General features: G+C 63.5%; 20 protein-coding genes. 10 read left to right on the top strand and 10 right to left on the bottom strand.

Annotated features, from left to right (window positions below):
* Positions 1–123 precede the first annotated feature (123 nt).
* From CAG00_RS09990 to tcyJ, 4 genes are all read right to left on the bottom strand, one after another.
* Positions 124–1,365, bottom strand: coding sequence for an SfnB family sulfur acquisition oxidoreductase (locus CAG00_RS09990; RefSeq protein WP_025337316.1), 1,242 nt, complete (start codon positions 1,363–1,365; stop codon positions 124–126).
* A 375-nt stretch (positions 1,366–1,740) separates the two neighbouring features.
* The gene (tcyN, locus tag CAG00_RS09985) at positions 1,741–2,499 is read right to left on the bottom strand and encodes an L-cystine ABC transporter ATP-binding protein TcyN (RefSeq protein ID WP_013970435.1); all 759 of its coding nucleotides are present in this window, start codon (positions 2,497–2,499) and stop codon (positions 1,741–1,743) included.
* 2 nt (positions 2,500–2,501) lie between these two features.
* Positions 2,502–3,170: a cystine ABC transporter permease gene (gene tcyL, locus CAG00_RS09980; RefSeq protein WP_025337317.1), complete on the bottom strand. Its 669-nt coding sequence runs from the start codon at positions 3,168–3,170 to the stop codon at positions 2,502–2,504.
* Entirely contained in the window at positions 3,167–3,961 is a 795-nt protein-coding gene (gene tcyJ, locus CAG00_RS09975; protein ID WP_003257420.1) for a cystine ABC transporter substrate-binding protein, read from the bottom strand. Before tcyJ ends, tcyL begins: the two co-directional genes overlap by 4 nt.
* A gap of 393 nt (positions 3,962–4,354) precedes the next feature.
* On the opposite strand from tcyJ, the gene epsC reads away from it, so the two are divergent.
* Both epsC and betT read left to right on the top strand, forming a co-directional pair.
* Positions 4,355–5,287, top strand: coding sequence for a serine O-acetyltransferase EpsC (gene epsC / locus CAG00_RS09970; RefSeq protein ID WP_085618358.1), 933 nt, complete (start codon positions 4,355–4,357; stop codon positions 5,285–5,287).
* 306 nt (positions 5,288–5,593) lie between these two features.
* Positions 5,594–7,555 carry a choline transporter BetT gene (betT, locus tag CAG00_RS09965; protein ID WP_176240871.1) on the top strand — a complete coding sequence of 654 codons (1,962 nt, stop codon included), beginning with the start codon at positions 5,594–5,596 and terminating at the stop codon, positions 7,553–7,555.
* 119 nt (positions 7,556–7,674) lie between these two features.
* On the opposite strand, the gene tauD is transcribed toward betT, so the two are convergent.
* From tauD to tauA, 4 genes are read right to left on the bottom strand one after another with little or no spacing between them, the layout of a single operon-like run.
* On the bottom strand, positions 7,675–8,508 hold the full coding sequence (gene tauD / locus CAG00_RS09960; RefSeq protein WP_085664216.1) for a taurine dioxygenase: 834 nt from the start codon (positions 8,506–8,508) through the stop codon (positions 7,675–7,677).
* 48 nt (positions 8,509–8,556) lie between these two features.
* Positions 8,557–9,396: a taurine ABC transporter permease TauC gene (gene tauC, locus CAG00_RS09955; protein ID WP_085618356.1), complete on the bottom strand. Its 840-nt coding sequence runs from the start codon at positions 9,394–9,396 to the stop codon at positions 8,557–8,559.
* A complete protein-coding gene (tauB, locus tag CAG00_RS09950) occupies positions 9,393–10,181 on the bottom strand; it encodes a taurine ABC transporter ATP-binding subunit (protein WP_075044314.1) in 789 nt (262 codons plus the stop codon). Before tauB ends, tauC begins: the two co-directional genes overlap by 4 nt.
* Positions 10,182–10,209: 28 nt before the next feature.
* Positions 10,210–11,181 (bottom strand): taurine ABC transporter substrate-binding protein, encoded by a 972-nt coding sequence (gene tauA / locus CAG00_RS09945; RefSeq protein WP_075044315.1) that lies wholly within the window; start codon positions 11,179–11,181, stop codon positions 10,210–10,212.
* A gap of 654 nt (positions 11,182–11,835) precedes the next feature.
* Between tauA and CAG00_RS09940 the strand changes: the two genes are divergently transcribed.
* From CAG00_RS09940 to CAG00_RS09905, 8 genes are all read left to right on the top strand, one after another.
* Entirely contained in the window at positions 11,836–13,170 is a 1,335-nt protein-coding gene (locus CAG00_RS09940; protein ID WP_025337324.1) for an OprD family porin, read from the top strand.
* A 164-nt stretch (positions 13,171–13,334) separates the two neighbouring features.
* Positions 13,335–13,973, top strand: coding sequence for a peroxiredoxin (locus CAG00_RS09935; RefSeq protein WP_013970445.1), 639 nt, complete (start codon positions 13,335–13,337; stop codon positions 13,971–13,973).
* Positions 13,974–14,262: 289 nt separating this feature from the next.
* Positions 14,263–14,856 (top strand): NADPH-dependent FMN reductase, encoded by a 594-nt coding sequence (gene ssuE, locus CAG00_RS09930; RefSeq protein ID WP_024087992.1) that lies wholly within the window; start codon positions 14,263–14,265, stop codon positions 14,854–14,856.
* Between the two features lie 84 nt (positions 14,857–14,940).
* Positions 14,941–15,906, top strand: a complete 966-nt coding sequence (locus CAG00_RS09925; protein WP_085664168.1) for a sulfonate ABC transporter substrate-binding protein — start codon at positions 14,941–14,943, stop codon at positions 15,904–15,906.
* Positions 15,907–15,964: 58 nt separating this feature from the next.
* On the top strand, positions 15,965–17,113 hold the full coding sequence (gene ssuD / locus CAG00_RS09920; RefSeq protein WP_025337326.1) for an FMNH2-dependent alkanesulfonate monooxygenase: 1,149 nt from the start codon (positions 15,965–15,967) through the stop codon (positions 17,111–17,113).
* A 10-nt stretch (positions 17,114–17,123) separates the two neighbouring features.
* Positions 17,124–17,921 carry an aliphatic sulfonate ABC transporter permease SsuC gene (gene ssuC / locus CAG00_RS09915; RefSeq protein ID WP_039614250.1) on the top strand — a complete coding sequence of 266 codons (798 nt, stop codon included), beginning with the start codon at positions 17,124–17,126 and terminating at the stop codon, positions 17,919–17,921.
* Entirely contained in the window at positions 17,918–18,730 is an 813-nt protein-coding gene (gene ssuB, locus CAG00_RS09910) for an aliphatic sulfonates ABC transporter ATP-binding protein (protein ID WP_013970450.1), read from the top strand. Before ssuC ends, ssuB begins: the two co-directional genes overlap by 4 nt.
* 40 nt (positions 18,731–18,770) lie before the next feature.
* A complete protein-coding gene (locus CAG00_RS09905; protein WP_003255829.1) occupies positions 18,771–18,986 on the top strand; it encodes a molybdopterin-binding protein in 216 nt (71 codons plus the stop codon).
* A 77-nt stretch (positions 18,987–19,063) separates the two neighbouring features.
* On the opposite strand, the gene CAG00_RS09900 is transcribed toward CAG00_RS09905, so the two are convergent.
* Together CAG00_RS09900 and gshA are read right to left on the bottom strand one after the other, a co-directional pair.
* The gene (locus CAG00_RS09900; protein ID WP_025337328.1) at positions 19,064–19,696 is read right to left on the bottom strand and encodes a TetR/AcrR family transcriptional regulator; all 633 of its coding nucleotides are present in this window, start codon (positions 19,694–19,696) and stop codon (positions 19,064–19,066) included.
* Positions 19,696–21,273, bottom strand: a complete 1,578-nt coding sequence (gene gshA / locus CAG00_RS09895) for a glutamate--cysteine ligase (RefSeq protein ID WP_075044319.1) — start codon at positions 21,271–21,273, stop codon at positions 19,696–19,698. The genes CAG00_RS09900 and gshA overlap by 1 nt, the downstream gene beginning before the upstream one ends.
* Positions 21,274–21,483 lie beyond the last annotated feature (210 nt).

Below are 21,483 nucleotides of genomic sequence, written 5' to 3'. Positions count from 1 at the left end.
GGGGCCTTGGGGCCGCTTTGCGGCCCATCGCGACACAAGGCCGCTCCTACAGGAGGTACGCGATCCCTTGTAGGAGCGGCCTTGTGTCGCGATGGGCTGCAAAGCCGCCCCAAGGCCCACAAATCAGATCCAGGAATGCCGCGCGGGCAAGGTGCCGTTGAGGTGGTAAGCGCCAACCGCGTGGTACTTCCAGCGCACCGGGTCATGCAGGGTGTGCACCCGTGCATTGCGCCAGTGGCGGTCAAGGTTGAACTCGGCGAGGGTGGCGCGGCTGCCGGCCAGCTCGAACAGCTTTTCGCTAGCCTGCAGGGCAATCTCGGTAGTCAGCACCTTGGCTTCGGCCACCGCGATCGAGGCCCGCGCCGCGCTTGCTGCATCGATCGGCGCGGCGTTGACCTCGTCGAGGACTCGCGCGGCCTTGCGCAGCAGCGCTTCGGCGGCGTGCAGCTCGAGCTTCAGGCGGCCGATGTCGGCGATTACATAGGGGTCGTCGCTGGCGCGGTCGACCTTGGCCTCGATCCATGGCCGGGCCTTTTCGCGCACGAAGCTGATGGCGTCTTCGATCGCCGCTTCGGCAATGCCGGCATCGATCGCCGCCTGGATCAGCTGCGAGGCAGCGCCCTGGATGTTGGGAATGTCGCGCTGGCGCCAGTTGTCGATCACCAGGTCAGCATCCACCGGTACCTGGTCGAGCAGCACGGTGCCGCTGGCAGTGGTGCGCTGGCCGAACCCGGACCAGTCATCGACGATGCGCAGCCCCGGGCTGCCTCGGCGCACGAATGCCAGGCGCTGGCGGCCTTCGTCGTCCAGTGCCTTGACCGCCACCCAGTGGGCGAACAGGGCGCCGGTGGAATAGAACTTCTCACCGCTGATGCGATAGCTGTCGCCGACGCGGGTGATCCTGGCCTTGAGGGTCAGGGTGTCCTTGGTGCCGCGTTCGGGGCCGGCATTGCCGATGCGCCAGCCATCGAGCACGCTGCGGAAGATCACCGCCTGCTGCGCCTCGGTGGCAGTCAGGCGCAGCAGTTGCAGCATGCCAAACTGGTTCTGCGGGATCTGCCCCAGGGCCGGGTCGGCGGCGCTGATCAGGCGGAACACTTCGGCCACGGTCTCGAATGACACATCGGGGCCGCCATGGGCCTTGGGTACGCTGATGCTGCCCAGGCCGCTGCGGGTGAACAGTTCGATCTCGGCCCATGGCAGTTTGCGTTGCTGGTCGCGGCGGGCGGCCTGCTCGCGGGCGACCTCGGCCAGTTCGCGGGCCGCTTGCAGGGCTTCGGCGTCGTTGCGCAGTACCTTGGCCGGCAGCAGCAGGGGCGAGCTGTCGAGATCGCTGTGGAATTGGGTATTGGGTTGGCTGGACATCAGTACCGCTCCTTGGCTGCACTCAATGCCCTGGCGTTACGCACTGGGGTGATTGTGATCCTGACCATTCCTGACCTCACAAAAAAGTAATGCCGCTACAGCTGATCGCGACAGATGTGTGCTGGTCCGGTGGTCCGGTTTATATACCCTAATGCTTTATAAAAAGTTTATGAACTAACTCTTTGGAATATGTATAGATGGAAGGAGGAGAGTGTCTGTTCCAGGCAGGCGCGATCGGTGTAGGAGCGGCCTTGTGTCGCGAAAGGGCTGCAAAGCAGCCCCGGCAATCTCGGCAGTAATGCTGAAAGCCTGGGGCCGCTGCGCGCCCCATCGCGACACAAGGCCGCTCCTACAGGGATCTGTGTATGTGCGTGCCTATTCGGAGGCAGCAGTCCCCAGGAACTTGCGCAAGAACTGCCGGGTACGCTCTTCCTTCGGCGCCGCAAACAGCGCCTTGGCCTCGCCCTGTTCCACGATCACGCCCTTGTCGAAGAAGATCACCCGGTTCGCCACATCTCGGGCAAAGCTCATCTCGTGGGTAACGATGATCATGGTGCGCTTCTCCTCGGCCAGGCCGCGGATGGTCGCCAGCACTTCACCCACCAGTTCGGGGTCCAGCGCCGAGGTCGGTTCGTCGAACAGGATCACCTCCGGCTCCATGGCCAGGGCGCGGGCGATGGCCACCCGTTGCTGCTGGCCACCGGAAAGGCGCCGCGGGTAGGCATCTTCCTTGCCCGCCAGGCCAACCTTGGCCAGCAGGCGCCGGCCCAGTTCGATGGCCTGCTCGCGGGGCGTCTTCTTGACGATCACCGGCCCCTCGATCACGTTTTCCAGGGCGGTGCGATGAGGGAACAGGTTGAAGTTCTGGAACACGAACCCGGCCTGCTGGCGCAAGCGGCGAATCGCACTTTGCTGCCCACCCAGCGGGCGGTTGGCGTCGATGCTGATGTCGCCAATCTGGATCTGCCCGGCATCGGGTGTTTCCAGCAGGTTGAGGCAACGCAGGAAGGTGGTCTTGCCCGAGCCGCTGGGGCCGATGATGGCCACCACTTCGCCGGGCTGCACGGTCAGGTCGATACCGTTGAGCACGGTCTGGCCCTTGAACCGCTTGGTCAGGCCTTTGACTTCAATCATGCTCAATGCTCCTGGTCATGCTGGTTGACTCGCGCTTCCATGCGGTTCTGGAAGTGCGCGAGGATGCTGCACAGCACCCAGTAGATGACCGCCACCGCCACGTACATGGTGAACACTTCGAAGGTGCGCGCGGTAATCAGCTGGGCCTGGCGGAACAGCTCGGGCACCTGGATGGTCGCCGCCAGGGCGGTGTCCTTGACCAGCGAGATGAAGCTGTTGCCCAACGGCGGCAGTGCGGTGCGCAAGGCCTGGGGCAGGATCGCCCGGCGCATGGCCTGGACGCGGGTCATGCCGATACTGGCGGCGGCTTCCCACTGGCCACGGTCGATCGAGGAAATCGCCGCGCGCAGGATTTCGCAGATGTAGGCGGCCATGTTCAGCGACAGGCCGATCAGCGAGGCCGGGATCGGGTCGAGCTCGATGCCGATCTGCGGCATGCCGAAGTAGATGACGAACAGCTGCACCAGCAGCGGCGTGCCGCGGAAGAACGACACGTAGACCCGCGCCAGCCAGTTCAGCGGCAAGATCTTCGACAACCGCATCAGTGCCAGGGCAAAGCCCAGCAGCAGGCCGAAGAACATGCCGCCAACACTGAGCAGCACTGTATAACCCGCGCCCTTCAGCAGGAAGGGCGCGGAGTCGACAACGAGTTGCAGGCTTTCAGCAATCATTTGGTGACATCGGCACCGAAGTATTTCTCGGACAGCTTGGCCAGCGTGCCGTCAGCCTTGAGCTTGTCCAGTGCCTTGTTGATCGCTGCCAGCAGTTCCGGCTCGCCCTTGCGCAGGGCCACGCCGCTTTCCAGGCGCGAGAAGGCATCGCCGGCCAGTTCGGTGTCCTTGGCTTTTTGCGCGTATTCCAGCGCGGCCAGGCGGTCGATCAGGATGGCGTCGATGCGGCCGTTGCGCAGGTCGGCGAACTTGCTCGGGTCGTCTTCATAGGTGCGCACATCGGCTTGCGGCACGTCCTTCTTGACCCATTGCTCGTAGTTGGTGCCCAGGCCCACGCCTACCTTCTTGCCGGCCAGGTCTGCGGCCTTGTGGATGTTCAGCTGCTCGGCCTTCTTCTTCAGGATCAGCGCCTGGATGCCGGAGATGGTGTAAGGCTCGGAGAAGTCATACTTCTTCTTGCGCTCTTCGGAAATGGTCACCTGGTTGATCACCACGTCCAGGCGCTTGGACTCCAGTGCGGCGAGGATGCCGTCCCACTTGGTCGGCTGCACCTTGGCCTTTACCCCCAGCTCCTTGGCCAGCAGTTCGGACAGTTCCACTTCGAAGCCGGTCAGCTTGCCGTTTTCGTCCTGGAAGCTGAACGGTGGGTAGGTGCCTTCGAGGCCGACGTTGATCACGCCTTTTTCCTGGATGGTCTTCAGCTGCTCGCCGGCGAAGGCCTGGCCGAGCAGGCCGGCACCCAGCAGGAGTGCCAGGCTGGCGTTGAGTAGCGGTTTGGCGAATTTCGACATTTCAGAGCCCCGCGCTTGTTGTGTAAGTGGTGGGTGGCGACTATAGGGTCGGCTGCTTAGGCCAGGAAATACTAAAAAATTATTTTGTTATTCCCTTTTTTGTTTTTGCCAGGTGCTGGCTGCTTTGAGGGTAGGCGAGGTTGCCTGCTCCGTCATCGCGGCTTATGCCTGACTTAGCGCAGGATGGAATAAAGCGTTGTTTTTTCCAAGAGATGGATTTGCCGTAGAGTGGATTGCATGTAGGCAGGTCCGGCCCTTTCGCGGGCTCGCCCGCTCCCACAGGTACTGCACTGGGCTTGGAATTTTTGCAGTCCCAGTGGGAGCGGGCGAGCCCGCGAAGAGGCCGGACCTGCAAATAAAAATGAGTTTGGCCTACTCAGGCAGGAGAAAACCGTGAGCGAACAACCTTCACCCGGGCACTGGCAGTTGCAGAGCATCGTCACCGGCCTGCGCGGTGCCCGTGAGCAATGGCGTACCCGCAATGGCCGCAGCAGCGGCGAGCAGGGCGGGCGTGAGCTGCCTTCACGCGAAGCGATGCGGCACATCCTGGAGCAACTGTGCGGCGCACTGTTCCCCATGCGCCTTGGCCCGGTCGACCTGCGCGAAGAAAGCGAAGACTTCTACGTCGGCCATACCCTGGATGCCGCGCTGACCGCCTTGCTGGCCCAGGCCCGCCTGGAGTTGCGCTACGCCGCACGGCAAAGCAAGGGCGAGCTGGCCGGCGTCGATGCCCATGCGCTGAGCCTGGTGCAGGGCTTCGCCGCCGCCCTGCCGGGCCTGCGCGTGCTGCTCGACACCGATGTGCTGGCCGCCTACCACGGCGACCCGGCGGCGCGCAGTGTCGATGAAGTGCTGCTGTGCTACCCAGGCATCCTGGCGATCATCCACCACCGCCTGGCGCACCACCTGTACCAGGCCGGCCTGCCGCTGCTGGCGCGGATCAGCTCGGAGCTGGCGCATTCGGCCACGGGGATCGACATTCACCCCGGGGCGCAGATCGGCCCGAGCTTCTTCATCGACCACGGTACCGGCGTGGTGATCGGCGAAACCGCGATCATCGGCGAGCGCGTGCGCATCTACCAGGCAGTGACCCTGGGCGCCAAGCGCTTCCCCAGCGATGAATCGGGCACCCTGCACAAGGGCCTGCCACGCCACCCGATCGTCGAGGACGATGTGGTGATCTATGCCGGGGCTACGGTGCTGGGGCGGATCACCATCGGCAAAGGCTCGACCATTGGCGGCAATGTGTGGCTGACCCGAAGTGTGCCGGCCGAGAGCAACATTACCCAGGCCAACCTGCAGCTGGATTGCCAGGACAAGAACTGATCTGGCATTTCCTTGGCCTGTACCGGCCTCTTCGCGGGTAAACCCGCTCCCACAGGGCCCCCGTGGGAGCGGGTTTACCCGCGAAAGGGCCGGAACAGGAGGGCACCAATCAGCGCCCCAATTCGCATTGAAATCCGATCCATGTTTAACTTGAACGCTTGTTCAATGAAAAAACGCTGGTCCGCTGCCGGTGTTCAACAGGAGGATTCCTTTGCTGAACCCGTTCATTCCGAGCCTTACGTCATTCGACGAGGTGCGCCCCCAATGAGTGCACCGACCCCTTCCCTTGCCAATGGCAAGATCCGCATGAACCCCCCGGTGTTCTATTTCGCGGCAAGTTTCATCCTCATCTTCGGCCTGGTGGTTATTTCCTTCCCGCAAGCAGCAGGCGAATGGTTGCTGGCGGCGCAGAACTGGGCGGCGAACACGGTCGGCTGGTACTACATGCTGGCGATGACGCTGTACCTGGTCTTCGTGGTGGTCACCGCCTTGTCCGGCTACGGCAAGATCAAGCTCGGTGCCGACCACGACGAGCCCGAGTTCAGTTACCTGTCGTGGGCCGGCATGCTGTTTGCCGCCGGCATCAGCATCACCTTGTTCTTCTTCTGCGTGTCCGAACCCCTGACCCACATGCTGCAGCCGCCCCAGGGCGAAGCGGGTACGGCCGAGGCCGGGCGCCAGGCGATGCAGATCCTGTTCCTGCACTGGGGCCTGCATGGCTGGGGCGTGTTCGCCTTCGTCGGCATGGCCCTGGCCTACTTCGCCTACCGGCACAACCTGCCGCTGGCATTGCGTTCGGCGCTGTACCCGCTGATCGGCAAGCGCATCAACGGGCCGATCGGTTATGCAGTGGACGGCTTCGGCATCATCGCCACGGTGTTCGGCCTGGGCGCCGACATGGGCTTTGGCGTGCTGCACCTGAACGCCGGCCTCGACTACCTGTTCGGCATCGACCACAGCCAGTGGGTGCAAGTGCTGCTCATCACCCTGATGATGGGCGCAGCGGTGGCCGTGGCCGTGGCCGGGGTGGAGAAGGGCGTGCGGGTGATGAGCGACATCAACCTGTTCCTGGCCTGCGCGCTGTTGCTGTTCGTGTTGTTCGCCGGGCCTACCCAGCACCTGTTCAACACGCTGATCCAGAACCTCGGTGACTACCTGGGTGCCTTGCCGCGCAAGAGCTTCGACGTTTATGCCTACGGCGAGAACCGCGACTGGCTGGGCGGCTGGACGGTGTTCTACTGGGCCTGGTGGATTGCCTGGGCGCCGTTCGTGGGCCTGTTCATCGCCCGCATCTCCCGTGGCCGCACCATCCGCGAGTTCGTCTTTGGTGTGCTGTTGATTCCGCTGGGCTTTACCCTGGCGTGGATGTCGATCTTCGGCAACAGCGCCCTGGACCAGGTCATCAACCACGGCATGACCGCGCTGGGCCAGTCGGCGCTGGATAACCCGTCGATGAGCCTGTACCTGCTGCTGGAGACCTACCCCTGGAGCAAGACGGTGATCGCCATGACGGTGTTCATCAGTTTCGTGTTCTTCGTCACCTCGGCCGACTCGGGCACCGTGGTGCTGTCGACCTTGTCGGCCAAGGGTGGTGATGCAGACGAGGACGGGCCGAACTGGCTGCGCATCTTCTGGGGCGCGATGACGGCGCTGATCACCAGTGCGCTGTTGTTCGCCGGCAGCATCGATTCGCTTAAATCGGCGGTGGTGCTGACCTCGCTGCCGTTCTCGCTGATCCTGCTGTGCATGATGTGGGGGCTGCACAAGGCGTTCTACCTGGAGTCGCAACGGCAGATCGCGCAGATGCATTCGCTGGCCCCGTTCGCCCAGTCACGCCGCGGCCGTGGTGGCTGGCGCCAGCGCCTGAGCCAGGCGGTGCACTTCCCGTCGCGTGATGAGGTGTACCGCTTCATGGACGACGTGGTGCGCCCGGCAATTGCCGATGTGCGTGAAGTGTTCGAGCAGAAGGGCCTGGTGCTGATTACCCAGGACGACCCGAGCCACGACAACGTCAGCCTGAAGATTGGCCATGGCGAGGAACAGCCGTTCATTTACCAGGTGCAGATGCGTGGCTACTTCACGCCATCGTTCGCCCTGGGTGGGCTGGGTACGCAAGAGTTGAAGAACCGCCGTTACTACCGGGCGGAGGTGCACCTGAGCGAAGGCAGCCAGAACTATGACCTGGTGGGCTACAGCAAGGAGCAGATCATCAACGACATCCTCGACCAGTACGAACGGCACATGCAGTACCTGCATCTGGTCCGCTAGATTGCTGGGGCCGCCTTGCGGCCCATCGCGACACAAGGCCGCTCCTACAGGAAATCGCGTTCCCCTGTAGGAGCGGCCTTGTGTCGCGAAAGGAGGCCGAAGGCCTCCCCAGGTCCCTGTCAGAAGGGCGCATCCCCAAGGATGGTCGCCCGATGCATCACCCGCCGGTTCGGTCGGTAGTCATCCACGGCAAAATGCTGGGTCACGCGGTTGTCCCAGAACGCCACGTCATTCTCCTGCCACCGCCAGCGAATGCTGAACTCCGGCCGCGTCGCATGGGCAAACAGCAGCTTCAACAGTGCCTCGCTTTCCAGTTCGCTCAGCTCATTGATGCGCGTGGTGAACCCCTCATTGACGAACAACGCCTTGCGCCCGCTCACCGGATGCGTGCGCACCACCGGGTGCGACAGCGGCGGGTTGTTGCGCCGGGTTGCTTCCCAGCGCGCCAGGTCTTCCGGCGTGGTACCAAAGCGCTCCAGCGGGAACGACTTGGTGAAGTCATGGGTAGCGGTCAGCCCGTCGAGCAGCTCGCGCAGCGGCGCCGACAAGGCTTCGAAGGCAGCGATGCCGCTGGCCCACAGGGTGTCGCCGCCGTAGGCCGGCAACTGCTTGGCGCTGAGCACCGCGCCCAGGGCCGGGGTCGGCAGGAAGGTCACGTCGGTGTGCCACACGGCGTTGTCGCGCACATCGGTAACCGCCGTGTCGAGGATCAGCACCTGCGGGGTTTCCGGCACGTTGGGGTAGATCGGGTGGATGTGCAGGTCGCCGAAGTGGGCGGCAAAACGTGCCTGCTGCTGCGGGTTGATCGGCTGGTCGCGGAAGAACAGCACCTGGTGTTGCAGCAGCGCCTGCTCGATGGCGTCACGTTCTTCGACGGTGATATCGCGGCTGATGTCCACGCCGCTGACCTGGGCGCCAAGCGCCGGGCTGAGGGGGGTGATGGTCAGGCTCATGTCGGTCTCTTCAATCAGGCGCCAGGCTGCTGGCGTGGTCAACAGGATTCAGTGGCTCTGTCCGTGCCAAGGCACCAGTTTGCGTTGCAGGGCACGCAGACTCATTTCCAGGGCGAAGGCGATCAGCGCGATCAGCAGGATCCCCAGTACCACCACATCGGTAACCAGGAACTGCGCCGCCGACTGCACCATGAAGCCCAGGCCGCTGGTGGCGGCGATCAGCTCGGCGGCCACCAGGGTCGACCAGCCAACCCCCAGGCCAATGCGGATGCCGGTGAGGATGTCGGGCAGGGCGCTGGGCAGGATCACGTGGCGGATCAGCTGGGCCTTGGTCGCGCCCAGCGACTGCGCGGCACGCAGCTTGGCCGGGTCGACCGTGCGCACGCCGGTGGCGGTGGCGATGGCGATGGGGGCGAAGATTGCCAGGTAGATCAGCAGCACCTTGGACAGCTCGCCGATGCCGCACCAGATGACGATCAGCGGCAGGTAGGCCAGCGGCGGGATCGGCCGGTAGAACTCGATCAGCGGGTCGAGAATGCCGCGGGCCACGCGGTTGTAGCCGATGGCGATACCCACCGGGATGGCGGTGAGGGTGGCGGCAAGCAGGGCCACGCCGATGCGCCCCAGGCTGGCACCCAGGTGCTGCCACAGGCTGGCATCCATGTAGCCTTGAGTCAGCAGGGTCCCGGCCTTGGCCAGGATGTCGGCGGGCGAGGGCAGGAACAGCGGCTCGATCCAGCCGGCCGCGGTCACCAGCCACCAGGCCAACAGCAGGCTGGCCAGGGTCAGGGTGCTGATCCAGCGGGTGGGCAGGGGGCGGCGCAGCTTGGTGGCTGACCGGGGTTGGGTGTTGCGTTTGCCGGCGACCGGCAGGTCCAGGCTGCTCATGCGCGCTCCTGCAGGCTTTGACGTTGGGAGAACACCCGCGCCAGTACGTGCTCGCGGGTTTCGATGAAGGCCGGGTCGGACTTGATCGCCCGCGCCGGTTCACCGGCTGCGTAGCGTTGGCCGAAGTCCAGTTGCAGGCGCTCCACCACGCGCCCCGGGTTGGGCGCCAGCAGCACCAGCTCGCTGGCGAGGAACACTGCTTCTTCGATGTCGTGGGTAATCAGGAACACCGGCTTGGCGGTGCGTTGCCATACCTGCAGCAACAACTCCTGCATCTGCTCGCGGGTGAAGGCATCAAGTGCGCCGAACGGCTCGTCCATCAGCAACACCCGTGGGTCGGCTGCCAACGCCCGGGCCAGGCCCACGCGCTGCTTCTGGCCACCGGACAATTGCCAGATACGCCGCTCGCCAAAGCCGTCGAGGTCGACCAGGGCCAGCATTTCACGGGCCTTGGCTTCACGCTCGGCGCGGGGCACGCCGGCCAGTTCCAGGCCGAATGCGACGTTGCCCAGCACGTTCTGCCAGGGCAGCAGCGCATCGTCCTGGAACACTACGCCGCGCTCGGCGCCGGGGCCCTGGACGGGCACGCCGTCCAGGGTGATGCGCCCGCCGCTGGGGGCGACGAAGCCGGCGATCAGGTTGAGCAGCGAGGTCTTGCCGCTGCCGGAAGGCCCCAGGGCCACCAGCAGTTGGCGTGGCCCCAGGCTCAGGTTGATGTCGGCCAGTACCGGGGTTTCGGCACCGGGGTACTGTGCGCTGATGCGCTCCAGTTCGAGCAAGGCCATGGCAGGCTCCGGTCGGTTTTCTACAGGCTTAGTTGGGGAGGTACTGGGCGCTGACGTACGGGGAGTAGTCCGGCAGCACCGCGTCGACCTTGCCTTGCTGCTTGAGGAAGGTGGCCGTGTCGGTCAGCGCCTGGGTGGTCGGTGCGCCCAGTGCATTGGCCTGGTCGGCGGCCAGCGGGTAGACGTTGCCCTGCAGCAGCACCGGGATGTCAGCAGGCTTGGCGCCAGACAGTTTGGCCAGCTTGCTCACGTTGTCGGGGTTGGCCAGCCAGGCTTGCGGGTTCTTGCGGTAGTCGGCGTAGGCGTCGAGGGTGACCTTGGCAAAGGCCTTGACCACGTCGGGGTGCTTGGCGGCAAAGTCCTTGCGCACGATCCATGCGTCGAAGGTCGGTGCGCCTTTCTCGGCCAGCTCGCCGGAGGTGATCAGCACCTTGCCGTTTTCCTTGGCCACGCCCAGGGCCGGGTCCCAGACGTAGGTGGCGTCGATGTCGCCGCGCTTCCAGGCGGCAATGATCGCCGGCGGCGCCAGGTTGAGGATCTGCACCTTGGACGGGTCGATGTTCCAGCTCTTCAGCGCTGCCAGCAGGCTGTAGTGGCCGGTGGAGACGAACGGCACGGCGACTTTCTTGCCAACCAGGTCTTGCGGCGTCTTGATGCTGTCGCGGGCGACCAGTGCTTCACCGGCGCCAATCTGCGTGGCGATCAGGAAGGTCTCGACCGGCAGCTTGCGGGTGGCTGCGGCGGCAAGCGGGCTGGAGCCCAGGTAGCCGATCTGTACATCACCGCTGGCTACGGCGGTGATCACATCGGCACCGTTGTCGAATTTGCGCCAGTCGATGCTGGCCTTGCTGGCTTTTTCGTAGTTGCCATCGACCTGCGCCACCTTGGCCGGGTCGACGGTGGTCTGATAGGCCACGGTCAGGTCGGCAGCCTGGGCCAACCAGCTGGCGCTGGCGAGGGTCAGGGCGGCGAACAGGCGCAGCGGAGCGTGCGGGATCATGGTGAACCTCTCGTCAGGCAATCGATGTGATGGATGGCGAGAAGGCTAAATGATCTAAGAAAAGTAAAATAAATAACTTTTTTGCATTAGCTTAGGAGCCAATTGTTTGAAATCACCGCCTGCCTTTACGCGATCCCTGTAGGAGCGGCCTTGTGTCGCGATGCGCCGCAAGGCGGCCCCGGCAATTTATGCGGCGTTAGCTGAGATTTTGGGGCTGCTTCGCACCCCATCGCGACACAAGGCCGCTCCTACAGGGGGCGCGTTAGCAGGGAGGGCCGGTGATTTCGCTCAATGGCGAAATCCGAGAGTGCTGCTAGGCTTTTTCGTCCCGATAGAACGATACGGAATTAGGTTATGAGCAAACGTTTGCAAATAACCAGCGGTTATGAAAAGCGAGCTGCTGCTAACGAATCGCAGTAACAGTTCCTAACATATTCCTTAAAAATCTTACCAATTCATAAAACGGTCATTTTGGATTTATAGGATTGTCATTATCCTGTAGCGCAGGTGGCGTCTTAGACCAAAGTCGCGAAACGTTTAGAAACGATTGACTAAACGGTCACGCTTTGGGACTAAATCGCCAATCCACGGTGAGCGGGGCAGCAGATCCCACCGCCAGAGATACACAAGAATTAGAACGTAGAGGAGCAAAACATGTACAAGTCCAGCCTGGCCCTGGCCGTGGCACTGGGGGTTCTCGCCCAACAAGCAGGCGCTGCCGGTTTCGTTGAAGACAGCAAACTGTCGCTCAGCTCGCGCACCATGTACTTCAACGACGACAACCGCGAAAGCGGTATCGACCAGAAAGAAAGCGGTCAGGGCTTCAAGCTCGACTACCTGTCTGGCTTCACCGAAGGCACCGTAGGTTTTGGTGTCGACGTTCAGGCACTGTGGGGCATTCACCTGGATGGTGGCCGTGGTAGCCGCCCAGATGCCAACAACACCTTCTTCCCAAGCGACTCCGATGGTTCGGCAGTCCACAACTGGGCACGCATTGGTGGTAACGCCAAGGCTCGCTTCTCCAAGACCGAGGTCCACTACGGTAGCGCCCTGGCGCCTATGCTGCCGATCCTTGTCTCCAACGATGGCCGTCTGCTGCCGCAGACCTTCGAGGGCGGCACCCTCCAGTCGAAGGAAATCGACAACCTGACCTTCAACGCAGGTCAACTGACCCACGCCATGGGTCGTGCTTCGAGCAACCGTACCGGTCTTTCCGTTTCTGGCGCCTTCCGCGACAGCAACAAGTTCCAGTTCGCCGGTGGTGACTACAAGCTCACTCCAGACCTGACCCTGCAGTACTACTACTCGAACCTGGAAGACTTCTACAAGCAGCACTTCCTGGGTGCTACCCACGTCTTCAAGATCGCCGACAACCAGTCGTTCAAGACCGACCTGCGCTACTTCGATAGCCGCAGCGACGGCAAGAATGGCGAGACCGGTTACGCCTTCGACAACAACGGTGGCTACGCGAAGAACGGGGGCGAGGTCGACAACAAGACCTGGAGCGCCATGTTCACCTACACCCTGGGTGGCCACGCGCTGATGCTCGGTCACCAGCAAGTGGGTGACGATGGTGGTTTCGTCTGGCTGAACCAAGGTAGCGTCCGCAAGGACGGCGCCACTTCCTCGCTGGAAGGCAATGGCGGCGCAAGCTTCTACCTGTTCACCGACAGCATGATCAACCAGTTCGCTCGTGCCGGTGAGAACACCACCTTCGGTCAGTACTCCTATGACTTCGCGTCCCTGGGCGTTCCAGGCCTGAAGGCTTCGGTGGCCTACCTGCGTGGTGACGACATCCGTAACAAGTCGGGCGACGGCAGCTACAACGAATGGGAACGTGACGCACGCGTCGACTACACCATTCAGCAAGGCTCCCTCAAAGGCCTGGGCTTCAGCCTGCGTCAGGGTGTCTACCGTGGTAGCGGCGAAAGCATCGGTGACAAAGACCAGACTCGCTTCATCGTGAACTACACTTACAACTTCCTGTAAGCGTAGCTGAACAAGGAGCCTCGCCTAGTGCGAGGCTTTTTTGTGTCTGCGATTTCGTATGCCTTATGGTTATAAACAAATCAGTATTTATTCTTTTTGTTTTTAATCGAATGCAGGCACATTGAACCCACACGGTACAGAACCCAGCACAGGAGCCGCAGCCCATGAGCCTAAAACTCGGCGATATCGCCCCCGATTTCGAACAGGATTCCAGCGAAGGCAAGATCCGCTTCCACGAGTGGCTGGGTAACAGCTGGGGGGTGTTGTTCTCCCACCCGGCCGACTTCACCCCGGTGTGCACCACCGAACTGGGCCTTACCGCCAAGCTGAAGGACGATTTCGCCAAACGCGGGGTCAAGGCCATCGCCCTGTCGGTGGACCCGGTCGATTCGCACCACCGCTGGATCGATGACATCAACGAAACCCAGAACACCGTGGTCAACTTCCCGATCATTGCCGACGCCGACCGCAAGGTGTCCGACCTGTACGACCTGATCCACCCGAACGCCAGCGACACCCTGACCGTGCGCTCGCTGTTCGTCATCGACCCGAACAAGAAGGTGCGCCTGACCATCACCTACCCGGCCAGTACCGGGCGCAACTTCAACGAAATCTTGCGGGTGATCGACTCGCTGCAGCTGACCGACAACCACAAGGTCGCCACGCCAGGTAACTGGCAGGACGGTGACGACGTGGTGATCGTGCCCTCGCTGAAGGACGAGGAAGAGATCAAGCAGCGCTTCCCCAAAGGTTACCGGGCGGTCAAACCCTATCTGCGGCTGACCCCGCAGCCCAATCGTTAAAGGATTCCTCGTTGCATTGCTCTTAGCCAAAGCAGGGATATTCGGGCCGTTTCGACGGCCCTTTTTTTTGCCTGCTGAAACTGCGTGGGCTTCTTCGCGGGTAAACCCGCTCCCACAGGGATAGTGCAAGTCCTAGGCCTTGTACGGTCCCTGTGGGAGCGGGTTTACCCGCGAAAGGGCCAAAACAGGAGATTGATAAAAATGGAATAAACAAATGAAAAAATATGATTTCTAGATATATGCGGCGACTGTTAATGTCACCTCCAACAGAACACAAGGAAGCGCTGCAATGCTGGTCGTCTCAATCGGTGGTAGCCCCAGTACCCGTTCACGCTCCGGCGTGCTGCTGGAGCGTTCTCGCCAGTGGCTGCAGGACCGTGGCGTCGAGGTAGTGACATTCCAGGTACGTGACTTTCCCGCCGAAGACCTGCTGCACGCCCGATTCGACAGCCCGCAGGTGCAGCACTTCCAGCAGCTGGTGGCCCAGGCCGATGGCCTGATCGTCGCCACGCCGGTTTACAAGGCCTCGTTCGCCGGTGCCCTGAAAACCTTGCTCGACCTGCTGCCCGAACGCGCCCTGGCACACAAGATCGTGTTGCCGATCGCCACCGGCGGCAGCATCGCCCACATGCTGGCGGTGGATTACGCACTGAAACCCGTGCTGTCGGCACTCAAGGCGCAAGAGACCCTGCAAGGGATCTTCGCCGACGACAGCCAGGTCGCCTACGCAGAAGGCTCCAGGCCCGCGCAGCTGGTAGCGGCGCTGGAAGAACGCCTGCAGGACGCGCTGGAAACCTTCCACGTTGCACTGGCCCGTCGGCCGCGCCCCGTGGCCCCCGGCGTATTGAACGAACGCCTGATCAGTGCTCGCTGGAGCATCTGACCGGCCCAACCCGCTTTACCACCTTACTCGCCCGACAACGAGGCAAGCAGGTGCAACCCGAACCCACTCGCACAGGAGAGCGCCATGCGCACAGTCTTCTTGCGTCGCGGTCTGGTCGCCCTGTTTGCGGCGGCTGTGTCCTTCGGCGCCATCACCCAAGCCCAGGCCGAGAGCCTGCGTATCGGTTACCAGAAATACGGCACCCTGGTGCTGCTCAAGGCCAAGGGCACACTGGAAAAGCGCCTGGCCGAGCAGGGCGTGCAGGTGCAATGGACCGAGTTCCCCGGCGGCCCGCAGCTGCTTGAGGGGCTGAACGTCGGCTCCATCGATTTTGGCGTCACCGGTGAAACCCCGCCGGTGTTCGCCCAGGCCGCCGGTGCCGACCTGCTGTACGTCGCCTACGAGCCGCCAGCGCCGCACAGCGAGGCGATCCTGGTGCCGAAGGGCTCGCCGATCCAGTCGGTCAAAGACCTCAAGGGCAAGAAAGTCGCCCTCAACAAAGGCTCCAACGTTCACTACCTGCTGGTTCGCGCCCTGGAAGACGCCGGCCTGAAATACAGCGACATCCAGCCGGTGTACCTGCCCCCGGCCGACGCCCGCGCCGCCTTCGAACGCGGCAGCGTGGACGCCTGGGTGATCTGGGACCCGTACCAGGCTGCCGCCGAGAAACAGCTGCAGGCTCATACCCTGCGTGACGGCAAGGGCCTGGTCGACAACCATCAGTTCTACCTGGCCACCCGCAACTACGCGACCCAGCACCCGGCGGTGATCAACACCCTGATCGAAGAAGTGCGTGCCGTAGGTCAATGGTCCCAGGCCAACCCGCAGGAAGTGACCGACCAGGTCGCGCCGCTGCTCGGCCTGCCTGCCGACATCACCCTGACCTCGGTCAAGCGCCAAGGCTACGGTGCCGCGCCGCTCACCCCGGAAGTGGTAGCCGCGCAACAGAAGATCGCCGACACGTTCCAGGCACTGAAGCTGATTCCCAAGCCGCTGAGCGTCAAGGACGTGATCTGGACACCCCCGGCCAAGGTCGCCAGTGCGCCTTGATTGATTTGCCTGCGCCGGGGCGCCGCCCTGGCTGAGCCCCCTTGAGGAGACAACTCCAATGAGCCTTAACATCTTCTGGTTCCTTCCTACCCACGGTGACGGCAAGTACCTGGGCACCTCCGATGGCGCGCGTGCCGTCGACCATGGCTACCTGCAGCAGATCGCCCAGGCGGCCGACCGGCTCGGCTTTGGTGGCGTGCTGATCCCTACCGGGCGCTCCTGCGAGGACTCCTGGCTGGTCGCGGCATCGTTGATCCCGGTGACCCAGCGCCTGAAGTTCCTGGTCGCCCTGCGCCCCGGGATCATTTCGCCGACCGTGGCGGCACGCCAGGCAGCAACCCTTGATCGCCTGTCCAACGGCCGCGCGCTGTTCAACCTGGTGACCGGTGGCGACCCGGACGAGTTGGCCGGTGACGGCCTGCACCTGAACCATCAGGAACGTTATGAAGCCTCTGTGGAGTTCACCCGTATCTGGCGCAAGGTGCTGGAAGGCGAGGTGGTCGACTACGACGGCAAGCACATCCAGGTGAAGGGCGCCAAGCTGCTCTACCCGCCGATCCAGCAACCACGCCCGCCACTGTATTTCGGCGGTTCCTCCGAAGCCGCACAGGACCTGGCCGCCGAGCAGGTCGAGCTGTACCTGACCTGGGGCGAGCCGCCGAGTGCGGTCGCTGAAAAAATTGCCCAGGTGCGTGAGAAAGCCGCCGCCCAGGGCCGCGAAGTGCGCTTCGGTATCCGCCTGCACGTGATCGTGCGGGAAACCAACGAAGAAGCCTGGGCCGCTGCCGACAAGCTGATCTCGCACCTGGACGACGACACCATCGCTCGCGCCCAGGCCTCGCTGGCGCGCTTCGACTCGGTCGGCCAGCAACGCATGGCCGCCCTGCACAACGGCAACCGTGACAAGCTGGAAGTCAGCCCCAACCTGTGGGCCGGTGTCGGCCTGGTGCGTGGTGGTGCCGGTACCGCGCTGGTGGGGGATGGCCCGACCGTCGCGGCGCGGGTCAAGGAATACGCCGAGCTGGGCATCGATACCTTCATCTTCTCCGGCTACCCGCACCTGGAAGAGTCGTACCGGGTGGCCGAGCTGTTGTTCCCGCACCTGGATGTGCAACGCCCGGAGCAAGCCAAGACCGGTGGTTATGTGAGCCCGTTTGGCGAAATGGTGGCCAACGACATCCTGCCCAAGTCCGTTGCGCAGAGCTGAGGGCCAGGCCATGAGTCGTGCAACTTCCAACAACCTTGGCCAGCGCCTGGCGCCATGGGCGCTGCCGGTACTGCTGCTGGCTGCCTGGCAGCTGGCGGTCAGCGCCGGCTGGCTGTCGACGCGCATCCTGCCCGCGCCCAGCGCCGTGGTCAGCGCCGGCGTCGAGCTGGTGCGCAGCGGCGAGATCTGGACCCACCTGGCCATCAGTGGCTGGCGTGCCGGGCTGGGCTTCGTCATCGGTGGCAGCATCGGCCTGGTGCTGGGCTTCATCACCGGCCTGTCGAACTGGGGCGAACGCCTGCTCGACAGCTCGGTGCAGATGATCCGCAACGTGCCGCACCTGGCGCTGATCCCGCTGGTGATCCTGTGGTTCGGTATCGACGAGTCGGCAAAGATCTTCCTGGTCGCGCTGGGCACGCTGTTCCCGATCTACCTGAACACCTACCACGGCATCCGCAACGTCGACCCGGCGCTGGTGGAGATGGCGCGCAGCTATGGCTTGTCCGGCTTCAGCCTGTTCCGCCAGGTGATCCTGCCCGGGGCATTGCCTTCGATCCTGGTAGGCGTGCGCTTTGCCCTGGGCTTCATGTGGCTGACCCTGATCGTTGCCGAAACCATTTCGGCCAATGCCGGCATCGGTTACCTGGCGATGAACGCCCGTGAGTTCCTGCAGACCGACGTGGTGGTGCTGGCCATCGTCCTGTATGCGGTGCTCGGCAAGCTTGCCGACCTCGCCGCCCGCGGCCTGGAGCGTGTGTGGCTGCGCTGGCACCCGGCCTATCAAGTGGCGAAGAAGGAGGGCGCATGACCGTACTCAAAGAACAGCCGCCACGCCTGCTGCGTGGCATCCCGCTGGCTTCCAGCGGCCTGCGCAAGACCTTTGGCCAGCGCGAGGTACTGAAGGGTATCGAGTTGCATATTCCTGCCGGCCAGTTCGTCGCCATCGTCGGCCGTAGTGGCTGCGGCAAGAGCACCTTGCTGCGCCTGCTGGCCGGTCTCGACCAGCCCACTGCAGGCCAGTTGCTGGCCGGTGCCGCGCCGCTGGAGCAGGCCCGCGAAGAAACCCGCCTGATGTTCCAGGACGCGCGCCTGCTGCCATGGAAGAAGGTGATCGACAACGTTGGCCTGGGCCTCTCTGGCGACTGGCGCCCGCGTGCGCTGGAAGCGTTGGAGTCGGTTGGCCTGGCCGACCGCGCCAATGAGTGGCCGGCGGCTCTGTCGGGTGGCCAGAAGCAGCGTGTGGCCCTGGCCCGGGCGCTGATTCACCAGCCGCGCCTGCTGCTGCTGGACGAGCCGCTCGGTGCGCTGGATGCATTGACCCGTATCGAGATGCAGCAACTGATCGAACGCCTGTGGCGTCAGCACGGCTTCACCGTGTTGCTGGTTACCCACGATGTCAGTGAGGCAGTCGCCGTGGCTGACCGGGTGATCCTGATCGAGGACGGCGAGGTCGGGCTCGACCTCACTGTCGACCTGGCACGGCCTCGGGCGCGTGGTTCGCACCGCCTGGCCGCGCTGGAAAGCGAAGTGCTCAACCGTGTTCTGTCGGCCCCGGGCGCTGCGCCCGAGCCGGATCCTGTAGCCCCTTTGCCCACGCAACTGCGTTGGGCGCACTGACTCACTTACCAGACTGAAGCCATAGAGAAGGAATCAAATCATGACCATCAAAGCCATCAACGTTCGCAACCAGTTCAAAGGCACCGTGAAGGAAATCCTGGAAGGCCCGGTACTGTCGGAAATCGACGTGCAGACCGCCTCGGGCATCGTCACTTCGGTCATCACCACCCGCTCCGTGCGCGAGCTGGAGCTACAGGTGGGCAGTGAAGTGATTGCCTTCGTGAAGTCGACTGAAGTGTCCATCGCCAAGCTGTGATGGGTGTGGGCCATGGGGCTGCTTTGCAGCCCTTCGCGGGCACGCCCGCGAAGGGCCGCACAGCGGCCCCAATGATCTCAGCTGGAACGCTTGGCCAGAAATGGCGGCAGATACAACCCCAGATACGCCTCGAACACTCGCTTGCCTTCCTCGGCCATGCGTGGGGTGATCGCCTCATGCAGCTGCACCGACCGCGCATACACCCGGTCACTCAACTCCATGGCCAGGGCAAACACATCCACATCCGCCGGCATCACTGGCAGATGAAAGTGCTGGTCGAACAACTTGTGCATCAAGTCGCCCAGTTCCATGTCGTGCTGCCGGTCGGCCTGCACCACTTCGCTCAGGCCATGCTGGGCCAGGATCAGTTGCCGCGCCGCGGCGTCCTCGTTGTAGATATCCAGCATGCGCTGCTCGATCAGCCGTGACAGTTCGTGCCAGGTGTTGAACGCACTGCTGTCGATCGGCGCGCTCAGCGCTTCACGGAAGGCCCGGTGTACATCGGCCGTCAACGCCTCCAGCAGCGCCGGTACGCTGGCGAAGAAGTGGTACACCGACGACGGTGGAATCTGCGCGCGCTCGGCCACGCTGTAGATCGACAGGCTCGCCACCCCCAGCTCGGCCAGCAACTCGCGTGCAGCCGCCAGGATCGCCTCGATCCTGGCCTGGCTGCTGGCGCGCGGCTTGCGCGGGGTGGCAGTGCGGGTCATCAGTTGCTGATCGCCAGGATGCTGGCCTGGTAGGCGCCGACGAACAGGTCGAAGTCGCCGACTTCCTGCTGTTCCAGGCGCGACTGCTCGGCCAGCGAGTCGCGGGCGAGGGTTTCGAAGGCCTGCTGGCGCTCGACCGGCAGTGGCTGTTCGCGGAAGGTTTCGGCGTGGATGCGGCTCTGGCGCAGGGAGAACTTGACGAAGCTTTCGTCATGCTCGGTCATGCGCGCCAGTACCTGGGCCGACGGGGTCAGCGAGGCGTCGTCGACCTTGGCCTGCTGGGCATCCAGGGCCTTGCCGTGTTCTGCACCGCCTTGCGCCTGGTCGAGCAGATCGGCCAGTGGCCGAATACGCTCGATCAGCTCGCTGGCCCAGGCCTTCAGGCCGATCGGCTGGCCATTGCGGTGCAGTTCCAGGCCCGGGCGCCGGCCTTCCTTGACCACGGTCAGGAAGTTGTTGGTGCACTGGCCGCATTCGCCATTGTCCAGTTGCGGGCTGTCTTCCAGCGCGCAGAACAGCAGGAACGCGTCGAGGAAGCGCGCCTCGGTCAGGTCGATGCCCACCGGCAGGAACGGGTTGATGTCCAGGCAACGCACTTCCACGTACTGCACGCCGCGCGAGGTCAGGGCCTGGATCGGCCGCTCGCCGGTGTAGGTGACGCGCTTGGGGCGAATGTTCGAGTAGTACTCGTTTTCGATCTGCAGGATGTTGGTATTCAGCTGTACCCACTCGCCATCCACGTGCGTGCCGACTTCGACGTAAGGCGGGTAGGGCGTGCCCACCGCCTTGCGCAGGCTGTCGGTGTAGCTGGCCAGGTTGTTGTAGCACGGCGTGAGGCCGGCCTGGGCGTTGCTCTGGTAGCCCAGGTCGCTCATGCGCAGGCTGGTGGCGTAGGGCAGGTACAGGGTTTCGGCGTCCAGCTCTTCGAGCTGGTGCGGGCGGCCACGCAAAAAGCCTTTGTCCAGGGCCGGCGAGGCGCCGAACAGGTACATCAGTAGCCAGCTGTAGCGGCGGAAATTGCGGATCAGCGCGATATAGGCCGACGACTGGTAGTCGCGGTCGCTCTCGCTGCCGCCTTCTGCGGCGCGCAGCAACGGCCACAGCGCTTCGGGCAGCGAGAAGTTGTAATGGATACCGGCGATGCACTGCATGGTGCGGCCGTAGCGCAGGGCCAGGCCCTTGCGGTAGACGTGCTTGAGCTTGCCGATGTTCGAGCTGCCGTACTCGGCGATCGGGATGTCCTCCTCGGCCGGCAGCGTGCAGGGCATCGACGGGCTCCACAGGTATTCGTCGCCCAGCTTGCTGTAGACGAAACGGTGGGTCTCTTCGAGGCTTTCCAGCACCTTGGCCGGGTCGGGAAGGGCCGGGGTGATGAACTCCAGCAGCGACTCGGAATAATCGGTGGTGATCTGCTCGTTGGTCAGCGCCGATCCCAGTGCTTGCGGATGCGGGGTCTGGGCCAGGCGACCTTCGTCGGTCACGCGCAGGCATTCGCGCTCAATACCGTGCAGGCACTGCTTGAGCAGGGGGAGATTGGCGCCGAGCAGGCTCAGGCGGCGGTTGAGGAGGTCGCTCAAGATGTATTCCTTCACGCGTCAGTCGCCCCAATATGGGGGTAGAAAAGACGGTCTACAAGGGTAGTGGGAAAAGGAACTGGCGTTGTCGCCTGGTTTACGCGGTTCCGGCATTGCGCAGCGCCGACTTCGGGGGCCGCTTCGCAGCCCATCGCCGGCAAGCCGGGCTCCCACAGGTAAACCACGATATTCAGGCTTGTGGATGACCTGTGG

It is taken from the genome of Pseudomonas sp. B5(2017) (assembly GCF_002112825.1).
In the GTDB taxonomy this organism is placed as follows: Bacteria; Pseudomonadota; Gammaproteobacteria; order Pseudomonadales; family Pseudomonadaceae; genus Aquipseudomonas; species Aquipseudomonas putida_Z.
This window is presented reverse-complemented; position numbering and strand designations above follow the sequence as displayed.

Excerpts from the sequence above, each read along its gene's own strand:
- CAG00_RS09990 (WP_025337316.1), bottom strand. The coding sequence starts at position 1,365 with ATGTCCAGCCAACCCAATACCCAATTCCACAGCGATCTCGACAGCTCG.
- tcyN (WP_013970435.1), bottom strand. The coding sequence starts at position 2,499 with ATGATTGAAGTCAAAGGCCTGACCAAGCGGTTCAAGGGCCAGACCGTG.
- tcyL (WP_025337317.1), bottom strand. The coding sequence starts at position 3,170 with ATGATTGCTGAAAGCCTGCAACTCGTTGTCGACTCCGCGCCCTTCCTG.
- tcyJ (WP_003257420.1), bottom strand. The coding sequence starts at position 3,961 with ATGTCGAAATTCGCCAAACCGCTACTCAACGCCAGCCTGGCACTCCTG.
- betT (WP_176240871.1), top strand. The coding sequence starts at position 5,594 with ATGAACCCCCCGGTGTTCTATTTCGCGGCAAGTTTCATCCTCATCTTC.
- tauD (WP_085664216.1), bottom strand. The coding sequence starts at position 8,508 with ATGAGCCTGACCATCACCCCCCTCAGCCCGGCGCTTGGCGCCCAGGTC.
- tauC (WP_085618356.1), bottom strand. The coding sequence starts at position 9,396 with ATGAGCAGCCTGGACCTGCCGGTCGCCGGCAAACGCAACACCCAACCC.
- tauB (WP_075044314.1), bottom strand. The coding sequence starts at position 10,181 with ATGGCCTTGCTCGAACTGGAGCGCATCAGCGCACAGTACCCCGGTGCC.
- tauA (WP_075044315.1), bottom strand. The coding sequence starts at position 11,181 with ATGATCCCGCACGCTCCGCTGCGCCTGTTCGCCGCCCTGACCCTCGCC.
- CAG00_RS09940 (WP_025337324.1), top strand. The coding sequence starts at position 11,836 with ATGTACAAGTCCAGCCTGGCCCTGGCCGTGGCACTGGGGGTTCTCGCC.
- CAG00_RS09935 (WP_013970445.1), top strand. The coding sequence starts at position 13,335 with ATGAGCCTAAAACTCGGCGATATCGCCCCCGATTTCGAACAGGATTCC.
- ssuE (WP_024087992.1), top strand. The coding sequence starts at position 14,263 with ATGCTGGTCGTCTCAATCGGTGGTAGCCCCAGTACCCGTTCACGCTCC.
- CAG00_RS09925 (WP_085664168.1), top strand. The coding sequence starts at position 14,941 with ATGCGCACAGTCTTCTTGCGTCGCGGTCTGGTCGCCCTGTTTGCGGCG.
- ssuD (WP_025337326.1), top strand. The coding sequence starts at position 15,965 with ATGAGCCTTAACATCTTCTGGTTCCTTCCTACCCACGGTGACGGCAAG.
- ssuC (WP_039614250.1), top strand. The coding sequence starts at position 17,124 with ATGAGTCGTGCAACTTCCAACAACCTTGGCCAGCGCCTGGCGCCATGG.
- ssuB (WP_013970450.1), top strand. The coding sequence starts at position 17,918 with ATGACCGTACTCAAAGAACAGCCGCCACGCCTGCTGCGTGGCATCCCG.
- CAG00_RS09905 (WP_003255829.1), top strand. The coding sequence starts at position 18,771 with ATGACCATCAAAGCCATCAACGTTCGCAACCAGTTCAAAGGCACCGTG.
- CAG00_RS09900 (WP_025337328.1), bottom strand. The coding sequence starts at position 19,696 with ATGACCCGCACTGCCACCCCGCGCAAGCCGCGCGCCAGCAGCCAGGCC.